Source organism: Pseudomonas panipatensis, assembly GCF_900099785.1.
Classification (GTDB): Bacteria; Pseudomonadota; Gammaproteobacteria; order Pseudomonadales; family Pseudomonadaceae; genus Pseudomonas; species Pseudomonas panipatensis.
This window is the reverse complement of record NZ_FNDS01000006.1, coordinates 197,835-213,864: the sequence shown is the minus strand read 5'-3', so window position 1 is coordinate 213,864 and position 16,030 is coordinate 197,835. Positions and strand designations below refer to the sequence as shown.

The 16,030-nt window shown below is 69.1% G+C and carries 9 protein-coding genes and 1 pseudogene; all 10 read right to left on the bottom strand.

All coding sequences use genetic code 11. The annotated features are described in order from the left end of the window. Positions 1–30 precede the first annotated feature (30 nt). Positions 31–984 (bottom strand): annotated as a pseudogene (locus BLQ74_RS28140) (methyl-accepting chemotaxis protein); the annotation flags it as partial. Positions 985–1,727: 743 nt separating this feature from the next. After that, complete coding sequence (gene mgtA, locus BLQ74_RS15630; RefSeq protein ID WP_090263727.1) at positions 1,728–4,448, bottom strand: magnesium-translocating P-type ATPase; 2,721 nt, start codon at positions 4,446–4,448, stop codon at positions 1,728–1,730. Between the two features lie 84 nt (positions 4,449–4,532). Next, entirely contained in the window at positions 4,533–5,468 is a 936-nt protein-coding gene (locus tag BLQ74_RS15625; RefSeq protein ID WP_090263725.1) for a phosphatidate cytidylyltransferase, read from the bottom strand. Position 5,469: 1 nt separating this feature from the next. Continuing rightward, positions 5,470–6,099, bottom strand: a complete 630-nt coding sequence (locus tag BLQ74_RS15620; RefSeq protein WP_090263723.1) for a lysophospholipid acyltransferase family protein — start codon at positions 6,097–6,099, stop codon at positions 5,470–5,472. 10 nt (positions 6,100–6,109) lie between these two features. Beyond that, positions 6,110–6,553: a hypothetical protein gene (locus BLQ74_RS15615; protein WP_090264039.1), complete on the bottom strand. Its 444-nt coding sequence runs from the start codon at positions 6,551–6,553 to the stop codon at positions 6,110–6,112. Then, positions 6,543–7,892, bottom strand: a complete 1,350-nt coding sequence (locus BLQ74_RS15610; protein ID WP_139199070.1) for a phosphatase PAP2/dual specificity phosphatase family protein — start codon at positions 7,890–7,892, stop codon at positions 6,543–6,545. Before BLQ74_RS15610 ends, BLQ74_RS15615 begins: the two co-directional genes overlap by 11 nt. Further along, positions 7,892–9,652, bottom strand: a complete 1,761-nt coding sequence (locus BLQ74_RS15605; RefSeq protein WP_090263721.1) for a bifunctional alpha/beta hydrolase/class I SAM-dependent methyltransferase — start codon at positions 9,650–9,652, stop codon at positions 7,892–7,894. Before BLQ74_RS15605 ends, BLQ74_RS15610 begins: the two co-directional genes overlap by 1 nt. Before the next feature lie 86 nt (positions 9,653–9,738). Continuing rightward, positions 9,739–10,365 (bottom strand): CDP-alcohol phosphatidyltransferase family protein, encoded by a 627-nt coding sequence (locus tag BLQ74_RS15600; RefSeq protein ID WP_090263719.1) that lies wholly within the window; start codon positions 10,363–10,365, stop codon positions 9,739–9,741. Positions 10,366–10,597: 232 nt separating this feature from the next. After that, complete coding sequence (locus BLQ74_RS15595) at positions 10,598–14,263, bottom strand: translocation/assembly module TamB domain-containing protein (protein ID WP_090263717.1); 3,666 nt, start codon at positions 14,261–14,263, stop codon at positions 10,598–10,600. Continuing rightward, the gene (locus tag BLQ74_RS15590; RefSeq protein ID WP_090263715.1) at positions 14,260–15,990 is read right to left on the bottom strand and encodes an autotransporter assembly complex protein TamA; all 1,731 of its coding nucleotides are present in this window, start codon (positions 15,988–15,990) and stop codon (positions 14,260–14,262) included. Before BLQ74_RS15590 ends, BLQ74_RS15595 begins: the two co-directional genes overlap by 4 nt. Positions 15,991–16,030: the final 40 nt, after the last annotated feature.

Sequence of the window (16,030 nt, the reverse complement as noted above, 5' to 3'; positions counted from 1 at the left end):
GACCTCGGCGATGACCGGCTGCAGCTTGTCGAGGAAGCGGTTGAACCAGCCGGCCAGCCGCCCCAGTTCATCCTGCTTGGCGTAGGCCAGGCGCTGGGTCAGGTCGCCTTCGCCGCTGGCGATGTCTTCCAGCATCCGCGCCACGCCGAGGATCGGCCGGGTCACGCTGCGGGCCATCAGCCAGACCAGCAGCAGGCCGATCACCGAGGCCAGCAGGCCGAGGCTCACCTCGATCAGGGTGCCGGCGTGATTGCGCTGGTTCAGCTCGGCCTTGAGGGTTTCCGCGGGACCGACCAACACCTGTTGCGGTACTTGCAGCAACACGCCCCAGGGTTTGCTGTCGGGGATCGGCATAAAGGACGCGAGCACCTTCAACTGCTGCTCGCTCTGCAGGTTCTGCGGCGCGTCGCCGCTACCGAGCAGGCCGATCAAGCGCGCGCCATCCTGCCTGTCCAGTTGATCGAAGCGCTGGCCGAGCTGCGCGGCGTCGGCGCTATGCCCGGCCAACAGGCCACGCGGGCTGAGGATGCTGACCTGGGTCTGGCCCGCGTAGAGCTTCTGGCTGGCCTGGCGGCTGAGGGCCTGCAGGCTGCTGAGGTTGATGTCGACCGACAGCGATGCGATGAGTTTGCCGTCGACCAGCAGCGGAATCGCGATGCTGGTCATCAGCACCTTCTGGCCATCGATCTCATAGAAGTAGGGTTCGATGACACAGGGCTTGAGGCTGGCTCGCGGGCAGGCGAACCAGGCGTTGTTCGACTCTCCGCTGGGGCCGCTGGTGCTGTCGGCAAGCTCGCTCTCCGCCAGGGTCATGGCGGTCAGTTGGCCCGGCGTCGGTTGCGACCAGTACAGCGAGAAGCGCCCCTTGTCGTTGCTGCCGCGCGCTTTCTGATCGATGAAACGACTGTCCTGGCCATCCAGCGCGTCGGGCTCGAAGGTGACCGCCAGGCCGAGCAATCCCGGGTTGCTGCGCACAGCCGACATCGCCAGGCGGGTCAGATCGTCGCGCAGCGCGGCGGCATCGACGGCACGCTTTTGCGCCTGCTCGCGCAGCAGCAGCACCTCGCGGGCGAAGCCGTTGCCGTATTGGTAGGCCTCCATGAACTGGCGACTGATGATCATCGCCTGCACCTCGCCCTGGGCCTCGATGCGCTTCTCGGCGGTCTCGTTGAGCATCTGCGCGCTCGACGCCTTGACCAGCCGCGAGGAGTTCTCCATGCCGTACAGCGACAGGCCGACGAGCAGCGCGACTATCGCCAGCAGGCACAAACCCGCAAGCAGGGTGATTTTCCATTGAATGGAAATTTTGCGGAGGAACATGGTGCTGTCCTTTTCGGCGAATCCAGAATGCGCGTCGACGTGAAAGCGGATGCTCGGGGGCGATCTGCCGTGAACGCGGCCAGGCGAATGAACCTTGCGGCTCTGGCCGCTCGCCCCGGCCCTCGAACAGGCGGAAAGCGGCCATGGCTGATCCAGCGCAACGGCGGACGCCAGGCGACGGGTGATGGACGATGCGGTACATCGTGCGTCGCTTCGAGCGCAAACGGGCAAGCCCTCAGCACATTCCGTGCCGATTCTTAAGCATTTGAAAATAAAGGAATTTCACAAAATAACGAGGTGCCATGCTGGCAAAAATGCCAACAAATGATGGCAAAAGCGCAGCATTCCCATGGCATTTCTGCAGCCCCTCGCCCAGCGGGGCCGTGGCGCGGCCCCCGCTCCGCGCCTTACAGCCAGCCGCAGCGGCGGGCGAACCAGCCCTTCAGCGCCTGGCTCAGGCCCAGATAGCCGAGCAGTATCAGTGCCAGCCACGGCCAGAAGTCCCACGGCAGGGCCTGCAGCTTGAACAGCCGCGCCAGCGGGCCCATGGGCAGGAAGATGGCCACCGCGACCATCGCCGCGGTCATGCCCAGCAGCGGCCAGGCGGCGCGGCTCTGCAGGAAGGGAATGCGCCGGGTGCGGATCAAGTGCACCACCAGCAGTTGCGCGATCAGTCCCTCGACGAACCAGCCGGACTGGAACAACCCCTGCCGCGCCGGCGAGTCGGCCTGGAACAGGAACCACAGCAGCAGGAAGGTGGCGATATCGAAGAGCGCGCCGAGCGCGCCGACGAGCGCCATGACGCCGCCCAGGCGCTGCCGGCTCCAGCGTTGCGGCTGGCGCAGCAGTTGCGCATCGACCTCATCGAAGGGGATGGCCACCTGGGAGATGTCGTAGAGCAGGGTCTGCAGCAGCAGTTGCAGCGGCAGCAGCGGCAGGAAAGGCAGGAAGGCGCTGGCCAGCAGCACGCTGAACACCTTGCCGACGCCGGCGCTGGCGCTCATGCGCAGGTACTTGAGCAGGTTGGCGAAGGTACGCCGCCCTTCCACCACCGCCGCCTCCAGCACCGCCAGGCTCTTTTCCAGGAGGATCAGGTCGGCGGCCTGCTTGGCGATGTCCACCGCCGACGCCACCGAGATGCCGATGTCCGCGCTGCGCAGGGCCGGGGCGTCGTTGATGCCATCGCCGAGGAAGCCGACCACGTGGCCACGCCCGCGCAGGACGCGCACCAGGCGCTCCTTGTGCGCCGGAGAAAGCTTGGCGAACAGCGTGCTGCGCTCGGCCAGCTCGCCCAACTCGGCGTCGCTGTAGTCGTCCAGCCGAGGGCCGAGCAACACGCCACGCACCTCCAGGCCGACGTCTTTGCAGACCTTGAGGGAAACGTGCGCGTTGTCGCCGGTCAGCACCTTCACCGCCACGCCATGGGCGGCCAGCGCGCGCAGGGCCGGCGCGGTGGTTTCCTTGGGCGGGTCGAGGAAGGCGATGTAGCCGTCCAGGCACAGTCCCTGCTCGTCGGCCAGGCCATAGACCTCGCGGCTCGGCGGCAGCTCGGCGGTGGCCACGGCGACCACGCGCAGGCCATCCTGATTGAGCGCCTCGGCGACCGCGCGGATGCGCGCCAGGCGCTCGCCGGTGAGCGGCTCGACCCGATCGCCCTGGCGCACCCGGTCACACACCGCGAGCACTTCGTCGAGGGCGCCCTTGCAGATCAACAGGTGGTAGTCGTTGCGCTCGCTGACCACCACCGACATGCGCCGCCGGGCGAAATCGAAGGGAATCTCGTCGACCTTGCGGTAACGGCTGTCCACGCGCAGCGCGTGGCGCAGTTCGAGGTGTTCGAGCACGGCGAGGTCGAGCAGGTTCTTCAGCCCGGTCTGGTAGTGACTGTTGAGGTAGGCCAGTTGCAGGACGCGGTCGTCCACCGCGCCGAAGGCATCGGTGTGGCGCTCCAGAACGATCCGGTCCTGGGTCAGGGTGCCGGTCTTGTCGGTACAGAGGATGTCCATGGCGCCAAGGTTCTGGATGGCGTCCAGGCGCTTGACGATGACCTTGCGCCGGCTCAGCAGAACGGCGCCCTTGACCAGCATCGAGGTAACGATCGACGGCAGCATTTCCGGCAGCAGGGCAACGCCGACGGACAGCGCGAAGAGGGTCGCCTGCAGCCAATCGTGCTTGCCCAGGCCGTTGAGCAGCAGGACCAAGGGCGTCGTCACCAGCATGAGGCGGATCAGCAGCCAGCTGACCTCGCGGACCGCGGCCTGCAAGGTGCTCGGCGCCGGCTCGGCGGCACTGCCCCGTTCGGCCAGGGAGCCGACGAAGGTTCGCGCACCGATGCCGAGCACCACCGCCTGGGCCGAGCCGCTGACCACGCTGGTGCCCATGAAACACAGGCTGTCGCGCGCCAGCGGATCGCTCTGGCGCGCGTCGCGGACCATGGCGAACTTCTCCACCGGCATCGGCTCGCCGGTCAGCGCGGCCTGGCTGACGAACAGGTCCTTGGCGCTCAGCAGACGCACATCCGCCGGCACCAGGTCGCCGGCCGACAGCCACAGCACATCACCCACCACCAGGTGCTCGATCGGCACCTCCTGGCGCCGTTGCAGGCCGCTGCCCTCGTCGAGGGAGCGGAACACCGTGGCGGTGTTGCCGACCATCGCCTTGAGCTTTTCCGTGGCGGCGTTGCAGCGTCGCTCCTGGACGAAGCGCAACAGCGTGCCGATGAGCAGCATGGCGCCCAGCGCCAGCGCGGTGTCGCGGCCCTCGGTGAACCAGGCGATCGGCAGCATCAGGCTGAGCAGCAGATTGAAGGGACCGCAGTAGCAGAACCACAGATGGGCCCAAAGGCTCATCGGCCGCTCCTGGCCCAGTTGGTTGAGCCCGCTGACCAGCCGGCGCTCGACCGCCTCCTCCTCGCTCAGGCCTTCGCGGCGACTGCTCAGACGCTCGAACAGGCTCTGCGGCTCGAGCACCGAGCACTCCAGCAAACCCTGGGCCAAGGGACCGGGCGCCTGGCGCCCGACCACGGAGCCAGGCAACGGGTCGAGCGACACAAGGCGCCGCAGCTGACGTGCGGGAAAGCCCTTGTCGAGGAACTCGAGCAGGTGATTCCTGAGGTGATCGAAACGCATGAAGACTCCCGGCCGCCGCTTCTTCCAGCGGCGCGGGCAGTCTGCGCAGGCATCCTTAAGACGTGATGAAGGCTTGCCGGCGCCTCAGGCGGTCCACCAGTAGCGCACCACATGGAAGAAGATCGGCGCGGCGAAGCACACCGAGTCGAGGCGGTCGAGCATGCCGCCGTGGCCTTCGATCATGTGGCCCCAGTCCTTGACCCCGCGATCGCGCTTGATCGCCGACATCACCAGGCCGCCGAAGAAGCCGAGGATGTTGATCATCAGAGCGATCAGCAGGGCCTGCCAGGGTTTGAACGGGGTGATCCACCAGAGTGCGCCGCCGATCAGGGTGGCCAGCGCGACGCCGCCGACGAAACCTTCCACGGTCTTCGACGGCGACAGGTTGGGGGCGATCTTGCGCTTGCCGAACAGCTTGCCGCAGACGTACTGCAAGACGTCGGAGAGCTGCACCACGATCACCAGGTAGGCGATCAGCAGCAGGTTGCGGCCCTCGAAGCCGGCGATGTCCAGGGTCAGCAGCGCGGGCACGAAGGAAATGCAGAACACCGCCAGCATCAGCCCCCACTGCACCTTGGAGGCGCGTTCGAGGAAGTGTTTCGAGTCGCCGCCCAGCGAGGCCAGGATCGGCAGCAGCAGGAACACATAGACCGGGATGAAGATGGAGAACATGCCGTACCAGTCGATGGCGATCAGCAGATACTGCATCGGCAGCACGAAATAGAAGGCCGCCACCAGCGCCGGATAGTCGCTGCGCCGCGTCGGCATCAGGGTCATGAACTCGCGCAGGGCGTAGAAGGACACGCCATAGAACAGCAGGATCACCGCCCAGTGGCCGAGGGCGAAAGCGCAGCCGATCACCGCGACCATCACCCACCAGGCGTTGATCCGCGCATTAAGGTTGTCGATCACCGCGTTGGGGCCGGGCGCCGCCCGCCAGCGCAGCAAGGCGCCGACCAGCGAGGCGAGGAGCAGGATCGCGCCGATGCCGGCGAACAACAGCCAGGTCTGCTTATCCATGTCAGTGGCCCTCCGCCGGCGCCAGCGCCAGCAAGGCGTCGCGGGCACGCTCGATGAATGCCTCCTTGGCTTCGCCCTCCTGCACCGCCAGCGGCGCACCGAAGCTCAGGGTGCACAGCAGCGGCAGCGGCAAGGCGCGGCCCTTGGGCATGACGCGATTGAGATTGGCCAGCCAGACCGGCACCAACTCGACCTCGGGGTGGGCCTTGGACAGGTGATAGATGCCGCTCTTGAACGGCAGCAGCTTGACCTCCTCGTCGAGGTTGCGCGTGCCCTCCGGGAACAGGATCAGCGAATCGCCGGCGGCCAGGGCCTGCTCCACCGGCTCCAGCGGATTGCCGCCGGACTCGCTGCGCTGGCGTTCGATCAGCACGCCGTTGAACACACGGTTGATGACGAAGCCACGCAGGCCGCCCTTGCCCCAGTAATCGGCGCCGGCGACCGGCCGCGTGCGCCGGCGCAGTTGTGCCGGCAGCGAGGCCCAGAGCAGGACGAAATCGCCGTGGCTGCTGTGATTGGCATAGTAGATACGCTGCGCATCCTTCGGCGTGGTGCCCAGCCACAGGCTGCGCAGTCCGGTGATGGCGCGGGCGCCGGCGATGATCGCGTAGGCGAAGATGGATTCGAGCATGCAGGTCCCTTCAGGAATGAAGAATCGGTAACAGCAGGTAGATCAGTGCCAGCAACCACTGGCAGGCCCCCAGCGCCATTTGCAGGCGCAGCAGACGCAAGGCACCGCGGCTGCGCTCGGTCCAGGCGCGGCCGGCCTTGTCGGCGTTGGCCAGGCCCAGTTCGGCCAGCGCCTGGTCCAACTCGCGGGTGCGCGCCGGCAAGGCCTCGTCCGCCGCGGCGAGCAGCTCGAACAGCTCGGCGTCCAGCGCCACGCGCAAGGCGTAGTACTTCTGCCCCAGGCCAAGCAGCACCAGGGCCGCCATGCTCGCGGCGAAACCGGCGGCGCCGCCGCCCAGCACGCGGTAGAGGCCCAGTGCGGTGGCGAGCAGGGTCAGGCCGCTGCACAGCAGGTCGATGCTGCGGCCGCGCCGCAATACGCTGGCGACCAGCGCCAGGCCGGGATCAGCAGACATGCCCCACCCCGCCGCCCTGGCGCGCCGCATCGCGCTCTCCGGCCAACGCACTGAGCACCCGCCGCTGCGCCGCGCCCAGCACCACCCGTGGCCGCGCGCGGCGCACCACGGCCAGCGCCGCATCGGCGTCCGCCGCGCGCCCGCTGAGCAGCAGCCAGGCGGCCAGCACGCTGGCGCTGCGCGAGTAGCCGAGGGCGCAGCAGACCAGCAACGGCCCGCGCGGCAGCAACTCGTCGATCAGTCGCGCGCCTTCGCGGCACTGCTGCGCGGTGGGCGCCACCAGGTCAAGCAAGGGCAGCGTGCGATAGGCCTGCCCCTGCGACCGGCAGGACAATTCGGCGCTGACATCGAGCAGCGCCTTGAACGGCGAACGCTGCAGCTCCGCGGCGGACGGCAGGCGACCCAGCCAGAGGCCGGGGAGGATTTCGTCCGGCTGTGGCCGGCGCCAGGTCCATAGCCGCGCATTGAGCCAGGCAGCACCGAGGTAAGGCGCCAGCAGCCAGCGCACGGCGATGCCCAGGCGGCCGTCGCCACGCTTCTGGAAGACATCGGCGCCCAGCGCCAGGTAGGCCAGCGCCACCAGCGCCAGAGCCAGCGCCGGCCAGCACAGCCAGAGGGCAACGCCGCCGCCGGCGAAAGCCAGCAGGGCCAGCAAGGCCGCGCCCAGTCCGTAGCAGGCGGCCAGCTTCTGCCGTTGGCGATCCGCGCTGAGCCGCGCGCCGAACAGCGGGCAGCGCCGGTCCTGCGGCCACAGCCAGACACACAGCCAGCCGGCCAGGGCGCCGGTGGGCACGTCGATGAAGTGATGCTGCCAGGTGGTCAGCACCGACAGGCCGATCAGCGCGAACCAGCCATGCAGCAGCCAGCGCCAAGCGCCGCGGGCGTAGCGGCCGTAGGCGACCCAGAGAATCATGAGCAAGGCGATGTGCAGCGACGGCGCCTGGTTGAAGGGCTTGTCGAAGCCCATCAGCAGGTCGAACAGCGCGCCGAACGGGCCATCCAGGGGCGGTCGGGCGACGCTGTAGCGCAGCGGGAAGAGCAGGAAGCAGGCCACCGACAGCACTTGCGCGCTGAGCAGGCGCAGGCCATGGGCATCCAACTCGCGGCGCGTGCGCGGCAAGAGGAAGGACAGGCCGTAGAGCAGGTCAATGGACCAGTACGGCAGGATGGTCCAGGGCCACAGCGGCATCTGCCGCTCCCAGTCGTAGACCAGGCTGCCGACATCGCCACGGGTGCTGGCGTACCAGTTGGCGAAGCCGTAGCTGAGAAAGAAGAACGGCGCCAGGCCGAGCAGCCAGCACAGTGCCCGTCCCAGCACGCCGGGGTCGCGCGGCGGCATCAGCCGCTCACCCGCTGGGCCAGGCAGACGCTGAAGATGCCCCATTCGTCGACCCGCTGGGCCAGCTTGCGGAAGCCGGCGGCGGCCACCAGTTGGTCCATTTCCGCCTGACTGCGGCGGCGCATCACCCAGGCCTGGCCGTCGCGGTGGCTGGTCAGGGCACGGGCGATCAGCTCCAGTTGCGGGTGCCAGGGCTGGCCGGTGTAGATCAGGTAGCCGCCCTCTTCCAGCGCCGCGCCGAGCCCGGCCAGGGAGGCCCCGACCAGGGCGTTGTCGGCGAACAGTTCGTAGAGGCCGGAAACCACCGCCAGGCTCGGCGCCGGTTGCAGCGCGGCGAGGTCGGCGCGATCGAAGGCATTGCCCTGGACGAAGCGGGCGATGGCGCCGAGCCCCTTGCGCTCGATCAGCGCCTGGCCCTGGCTGACATTGAGTTCGCTGTAGTCGCGCAGCAGCACGCTTTCCGGCAGGCGCTCCAGGCCTTCCAGGGCCTCCAGAATGTAGCGGCCGTGGCCGGCGGCGATATCGACGATGCGCACCTCGCGGCCCTGCTCGCGCAGCCGGGCCATGGTCAGGCGCAGCAACTCCTCGATGTGCAGCTTGCGTTGGCGGATGCCGCGCCAGCCGATGGAGTTCAGGTAGTTGCGGTCGACCAGGCGCCCCAGCGGACCGACCCCGGTGGGCTGGTTGCGGTAGACGTAATCCAGGGTGCTGCCGGAATCGAAGCCGGTGTCGAAGCCCAGCTTGACCCCGTCGGAAAGCAGGCTGCCCAGGCGCAGGCCGGCGCGGGTCGCGCGCCAGTAGAGGTCGCGTGGCGAGTGGCGCGGCAAGGGCGCGGCCAGGCCTTCGGCCTCGGCGCAGGTGTAGCCGAGACGGTCGGCGTCGAGCAGGTTCGGCAACGCTGCCGGCTGGGCGAAGTTTTCCAGGATGAAGCGCCGCGCGCGGCGGGTGGCCTGGGCGCGATCGCGCTCGCCGAGGGTGTCGTGGAAGAAGCCGGGGAAGATGTGCTTTTCCTTGCGCAGCGTGCCCAGGCGCTCGAAGAAGCGCTCCTGGGGCGCGCGATGGACGACGAAGTCCGCGCCGGAGATCAGCAGTTGGGTGGGAATCTGGATCGCCTGGGCATCGGCCACCACCCGCTGCGCCGCCTCGTAGAGACCGAGCAGCACGTTCACCGAAATCGCCCGGGTGATCAGCTCGTCACTGTCGAAGGAGGCGATGCGCTGCGGATCGTGGCTGAGGAAACGCGACTTCACATAGCTGTTGACGAAGAAGTTGCCGCGCCAGGCCCGCGCCAGCTTCAGCCCGCTGCGGGCGAAGGGCACGTAGAGCTTGACCTTGAACGCCGGCGAGGCGAGCACCAGGCAGCGCACCTTGGGCGCGTAATCGTGGGCCCAGGTCGAGATCAGCACGGCGCCGACGCTCTGCGCCACCACCGCCAGCTCCTGCTCGGCGATGCCGTGCCGGGCGGCGATGTGCTCGACGAAGGTCTGCACGTCGCGCACGCTGGTGCCGAAACTCGGGCTGTCGCCGCGCGCGCCGGGCGACTGGCCATGGCCACGGGCGTCCCAGGCGAAGAAGTCGAACCCCGGCAGGTCGAGTTCGTCGACCAGATGGGCGATGCGCCCGGAATGCTCATGCCCGCGGTGGAACAGCAGCACCGCGCGGCGCGGCTCGCCGGCTTGGCTGGTCGGCGCCGGCCAGTGCCGGTAGAACAGTTCCACGCCGTCATGGGTGGTGAAACGCTGGGTCGAAGCTTCGCGCATAACATCCTCTGTCGTTTGCCGCCCGCGCTTGGCGAACGGACGGCGCCGTCCACGATCGGGACGCCCTGGGGCATCCCGCCCTTGCCTCAGTCGCCCTGAGGCGTCGTTTGCCGTTGCTCCGCCAGGCCCTGGCGCACCCGGTTGACCAGGGTCAGCAGCAGCAACGCAGCGATCAGCAGCAGCACGCCGTCGATCCAGCCCAGCGGCAGCAGCCCGCTGGCGACACCGGCGCCGAGCACGCCGAAACACAGCGCGCGGTCGCTCTTGCCCATCGGCCCGTCATAGCGCCGCGAGGCGCCGATCATCGGGCCGAGCACGCCGGCGTATTCGCTGATCAGCGCCAGCAGCACCACCAGCACCACCCAGGCCGGCGTCACGCCGGGGAGCAAGGCGAACGGCAGGTACAGCGCACTGTCGGCGATGACATCGGTGAGTTCGTTGAGGTAGGCGCCGAGCTGGCTCTTCTGGCCGAACTCGCGGGCGAGCATGCCGTCGATGGCGTTCAGCGCCATGCGCAGGAACATCCACAGCGGGATCAGCGCGAACAGCCACGGATGCGTGGCGAAGGCGGCGACCAGGGCGGCCACCGCGAGGGACAGCAGGCAGGCGCCGAGGGTCACCTGGTTGGCGCTCACGCCGCGCGCGTACAGGCGCTCGACCAGCGGGCGCAGCAGCGCCTGGAAACGCGGCTTGAGCTGATAGACAGATAGCATGGAGATCCTTCTCTTCGCGTCAGTGGGGTGCGCTCGTCGGGATGACGATTACCTTCAGATCCTTCTGACGTCAGTCCGCCGAAAAAAAGTAACACAGGGCACAGCATAGTCAGGCTTCGCAACAAGCAAAGTCGGCATTTTGGCGCAGCGGAATTCTGCCCCATGCGCGCCTAGGAATTTCCTGAAAAACCACGACCGGCTTCCGGGACCCCGCCGCGCGCGGGGCGATCGCTCAGAAGTCGCGCTTGTAGAAGATGTCCAGCGAGCTGGCCAGGCCGCTGGCCGCCTCCAGGTAGACCTTCTTGCTCAACAGGTAGCGCAGGGCGACGGTGTTGGCCGGCTCGAACACGCCGACCCCGTAGCGCAGGCTCAGGCGTTCCGAGAGCTGGCCGCTGGCGACCACGCTGGTGCTGTTGCCGCTGCCTTCGGTGCCCAGCTGGAAGTCCTGGATGCCGAGGTGCTTGGCGACCTCGCCGGTGACCGGCGCGCTGCCGGCCAGGCCCAGGGCCAGGGCCGCTTCGCCGAGCATGTTGCTGTCCTCGCCGCTGTTCAGCGGCCGCCCCATGACCAGGTAGGACAGCGCCTGCTCCTGGCTCATCGCCGGCTCGGAGAAGACTTCGCTGCTCGGCTGCTCGGCGTTGCCGGACAGACGCAGGCCGGCGGTGACGTCATCGACCTTGCGCACCGCCTCGATGTCCAGGTAGGGCTGGTCGATGGGCCCGGTGAACAGCAGGCGCGCGCGACGGATGGTCAGTTTCTGCCCGTAGGCGCGGTAGCGCCCCTTGTTCAGGCTCAGCTCGCCGCGGGTGTCGAGGTTGTCGCCGATATGCACCTGGCCGACCAGCTCGGCGCTGAGGCCGAAACCATTGAAGGTCAGCTGGTCCTGGCCGACCAGCACGTCCACCGCCATGCTCAGGTTGCTCGCCTTGCGCGCCGGCTCCGGCGCGCCGAGCACCTGGGCGTCCGTAGAGACCTTCACCGTCGACGGCGGCAACTGGCGGATGAGGATGGCGCCGCGCGGCACCTGTACCTTGCCGGTCACGCTGAGGCGCTCGTCGCGCAGGCGCAGGGCCAGGTCGGGCGCGACCTCCAGATTGCCGTAGGGCTCGACGCTGACCGGCAGGCGCTCGCCGCGCAGGGCCAGGTCCAGGTCCAGGCCGTGGCTCCAGGCCAGGTAGCCGCCGAGGCTGCCGCTACCCTTGTCGCCGCTGCGCCAACGGCCATTCAGGTCGAGGCGCTCGCCGCTGATGCGCGCCAGCACCTGTAGCTGTTGCAGCGGGGTCGGCAGGTCGCCGCCGGAGACTTCGCCGTCGCTGAGTTTCAACTCGCCATCCAGGCGCGGCGCGAGCAGGCCGCCGGAAAGGCGGCCGCTGCCGTCGAGGCGGCCTTGCAGGCGCTCGACCATGGGCACGAAGGGCCGCGCCACCGCCAGGTCGAGACCATTGAGGGAGAAGCTGCCCTCCAGTGGCTTGCTCTTCGGCCGGGGGTCCAGGCGCACCTGCGCGTCGAGGGTGCCGAGCTTGTCGCCGGCGAATTGCAGGTGGCTGTCGATGCGGCTGGGGCTCAGGCGGCTCTCCAGGCGCAGGGTACGGTAGGGAAAATCGATCCACTGCTCCTGCTCGCGCAGGCGCAGGGTGCCGCTGCCGGCGTCGAGCAGGACGTTGCCGCTGGGGCCGCGCGCCGGCAGATCGACTTGCAGATCGCCGTTGAGCGTGCCCTGCCAGGCGAAGTCTGCCGGCAGCCAGCGCGCCAGGCTGGCGATCGGGAACTCGCGCAATTGATAGCGCAGCTTGGGTTCCGGCAGCAGCCGTTGCTCGCCGCCACACAGGCTGGCGCTGCCGGACAGCCAGCAGTGCGCGCCGAAGTTGACCCGGCCATCGGCGAGGCGCTCCAGGCGCGCCGGTTGTTGCAGGCGCCAGTCCTGGCCGCCGCTTTGCAGTTCGCCCTTGGCCAGGCGCCCGCGCCAGTCGCGGCCGTTCCACTCGCCGTCGACCGCCAGCGCCAGTTGCAGCGGCTGGCCTTGCAGGCCGAGGCTGAGCTGCTGGCGCTGGCGATTGCCCTGGCCCTTGGCGCTGAGCGTGCCGAGCTGGGTGTCGCCGACCCGCAGGCCCTCGGCGCGCAGGCTGAGGTCGCCGCGCTGCGCGGCATCCAGGCGCGCGGTGAGGTCCAGGCTGCGCACGCCGTTGTCCTGCAGGGCCAGGCGCTGCCCCTGCAAGGTCAGTTGGCCTTGCGGCGCGCGCAGGCTGCCGGCGAGGTCGAGGCGGCCGTTGAGCTGACCCTGCAACTGCGGCCAGAGCTGGCCGAGGCGCGCCAGGGCGATATCCAGCCGGCCGCCGAGGCGCTGGTCGAGGCTGGCGTTACCGCTGACGCGGTTGTCGCCCAGGCGCAGTTCCAGAGCGTCGAGCCGCCAACTCTCGCCCTGGCCCTTGGCGACGCCCTTGAACAGCGCCGCCTGGCCGCGCAGGCGGCCTTGCAGATCGAGCTGGGCGTCCAGGCTCAGCGTGCCATCCTTGAAACGGCCCTGACTGCGCAGCGGGCCGGCCAGTCTGCCGGGCAGCTCGGCGACCCAGTAGGCCGGGTCGAGGTCGCTCAGTTGTAACGCGGCATCCCAGGCCAGGGCATCGCCGAAGGTCAGCCCCAGGCGGCCCTCGGCCTTGCCCTGGCCGGCCTGCAGTTGCAGCGCCGGCAGGTGCACTTCGCCGAGGTTGCCGGAGATCGGACTGGCAAGGCTGAAGGCCCCGGCCGGGCCTTGCAGCTCGGCGCTGAAATTGCCCAGGTAGCCCGTGTCGCGGTACTGCAACTCGGCTTGCAGGCGATGCAGCGCCACCGGTGGTTCGTCCAGCGGATACAGGCGCCGCCAGGGGAAGTCCAGCCAGTCCAGCCGGGCGTCGGCGGCGAAGCCGTCCTGCCAGTCGAGCCGGCCACTCAGGCCCAGGCGCTGCGCGGGCGCGGCGCTGAGGTCGAGTGCGCGGATGTCGGCGCCCTTGGCGTCGACCCGGCCCTGCAGGTTCAGGGCGATCTCGCCGCCCTCCCCCGGCAGGCTCGCCGAGCCGCTGACCTGGTAGCCGGCGGCGAGGTCGCCCTTGGCCTCCAGCAGCACCTTGTTCAGCACCAGGGTGTCGGGCAGTGCGGCGGCGCCACGGAAGCCGTCGGCGCTGATCCGCGCGCTGGCCGGCAGGTTGTCCGCCAGGGGTTGCAGATCGCCGCTCAGGTGGCCGTCGAGGTAGCCGTGGCTGTCGGCCTCCAGGGCCAGATGGCCGAGCAGCGCGCCCTTGGCCTGCAACGTCAGGCTCCAGGGTTGCGCGCCAGGCGCCGGCAGGCTGAGGCTGCCCTGCGCCTGCAGCGGCCAGTCGGCCTCGGTACTGAGCAGGCCGCTGAGTTCCACGGCAAGGCCGTCGCGGGCGGCCTTGAGGCTGTCGATGTGCAGGCCGTCGGCCGCCCAGTGCGCGCTGCCCTGCACCTGCCTGAGCTGTTCGACGCCATCCAGCAGGAAGCTGCCCAGGCGTAGCTCGCCGAGCCGGATCGCCAGCGGCAGCCTCAGCGTCGGCAACTGGATCGGGCCGCTGCTCGGCGTTGCCGGGCCCGCAGCCAATTGCAGCTCGGCGCGCTCGACCACGACGCGATCCAGGCACAGGGTCATGCCCAGCAGGCAGGACGGCGACCAGGCCAGTTGCGGCTGGACCAGGCTCAGGCGGGTGTCGCCGGCGCGCCAGTCGATGCGCTCGGCCCGCCAGGCGCCGCCCAGGCGACCGTCGAAGCCCTGCACCTGCAGACCGGGCACCAGCCCCAGCGCCCAGCGGCTGCCGGCGTCGCTGCCGAGTACCAGGGCCAGGCCGGCGCCGAGCAGGAGGATCAGGCCGAGCACGACGCCCAGCAGCAGGTACAGCGCGCGCTTCACAGTTCCGGCCCCATGGAGAAGTGGATGCGCCAGCCGCCGCCATTGTCGAGGCCGTCGGCCAGGTCCAGGCGCAGCGGTCCCACCGGCGACACCCAGCGGATGCCGAAGCCGACGCCGGTCTTGATCGACGGCAAGTCCAGCGAGTTGAACGAATTGCCCTGGTCGACGAAGGTCGCCAGGCGCCATTTCTCGGCGATCGGGTACTGGTACTCGACACTGCCAGCGATCATGTAGCGGCCGCCGATGCGGTCGCCGTCGCCGTTCTTCGGCGACAGGGTCTGGTAGTCGTAGCCGCGCACACTCTGGTCGCCCCCGGCGAAGAAGCGCAGCGACGGCGGAATCCGCGAGTAGTCGTCGGTGGCGATGCCGCCCACCTGCAAGCGGCCGAGCAGGCGCTGGCCGCCGCCGAAGCTGGTCAGGCCCTTGGCCATGGCGCTGACATGGGCGACATCGGCGTCGGCCATCAGGCCGCGCTTGGCGCCTTTCATTTCCATCTGCAGGCGATAGCCCCGGTTGGGGTCGACCTTGTTGTCGGCGCTGAGGATGGAATAACCCAGGCCCGGCATCAGGAAGCTGCTATTGCCGGCGTCGTCGCCCAGTTGGTACTCCTCGTGCAGCCAGTTCAGCGACAGCGAGCGTTGCCAGCCGCTGGCCAGCTTGCTCTGCCACTCGCCGCCGAGGGTGAACTGCTTGCTCTCGGTATCCACCAGGTTCTCGCTCTGGTAGCCGGTGGTCAGCCGCAGCTTGTCGGTGAGCGGCGGATCGAGGGGGATTTCATACCAGGCGCCGACGTTCTGCCGCGGCCCGGAGAGTTCCATCTCGGTGCCCAGGCTATGGCCCTCGGCGTTGACCCAATGGCGCGTCCAACTGGCCTTGGCGCGCGGCCCAACGTCGGTCGAGAAGCCCAGGCCGAGGCCCAGCGAGCGCGGCTTGCGCGCACTCAGGTGGACCATGACCGGGATCGTCTGGCCCTGCGCCTGCAACGGCGAGGCGTCCACCCGCACGCTATCGAAATAGCCGCTGGACTGCAGGTTCTGGTTGAGTTCGGCGATCAGCTCGGAGTCGTAGACCGCGCCCTGCTGGAACGGCACCATGCGCTGCAGCAGGGTTTCGTCGAAGGGGAAGTCGCCGCTGAAGCCGACCGCCCCCAGGCGGTAACGCGGCCCGCTGGCATACAGCAGGTCGATGTCGGCGACACCGGCCTCGGGGTCGATGCGCAACTGCTGGCGGGTGAACTTGCCGCTGAAGAAGCCGAAGCGCGACGCCTGGTTCTGGATCAGCCGCTTGGCGTCTTCGTAGGTGCCATGGTTGAGCTGGGCACCGGGCTTGAGGCCGTCGCCGCCGGGCACGCGGAAGCGCTTGAGTTCGGCCGCCGGGCCGTCGATGCGGATACTGACCTGGCGCAGGCGCACCGGCTCGCCGGGATCGACCTCGACGCTCAGGCGCGCCGGCTGCTCGCCGCCCACGCGCACCCGGATGCGCGCCTGGTAATAGCCCAGCGCCTGGGCGGCTTCCTGCGCCTGGGCCTGAACGCTCCGGCGCATGCGCCGGAGCGCGGCTTCGTCGCGCTCGCCGAGGCTGCCCACATAGGCTTCGATATTGGCCTTGAGCGCCGGGTTGGCCGGGGTGATGCGTACGTCGAGCTGGCTTTCCGCTGCCACCGCCGTGCCGATCCAGCACAACAGTCCGATCAGCGCGAGCCGAAGCGATCCATGGACAAGTCTCATGGCGCGGATGCTAGCACGGCGAGCCGGGCAGTCCAGAACC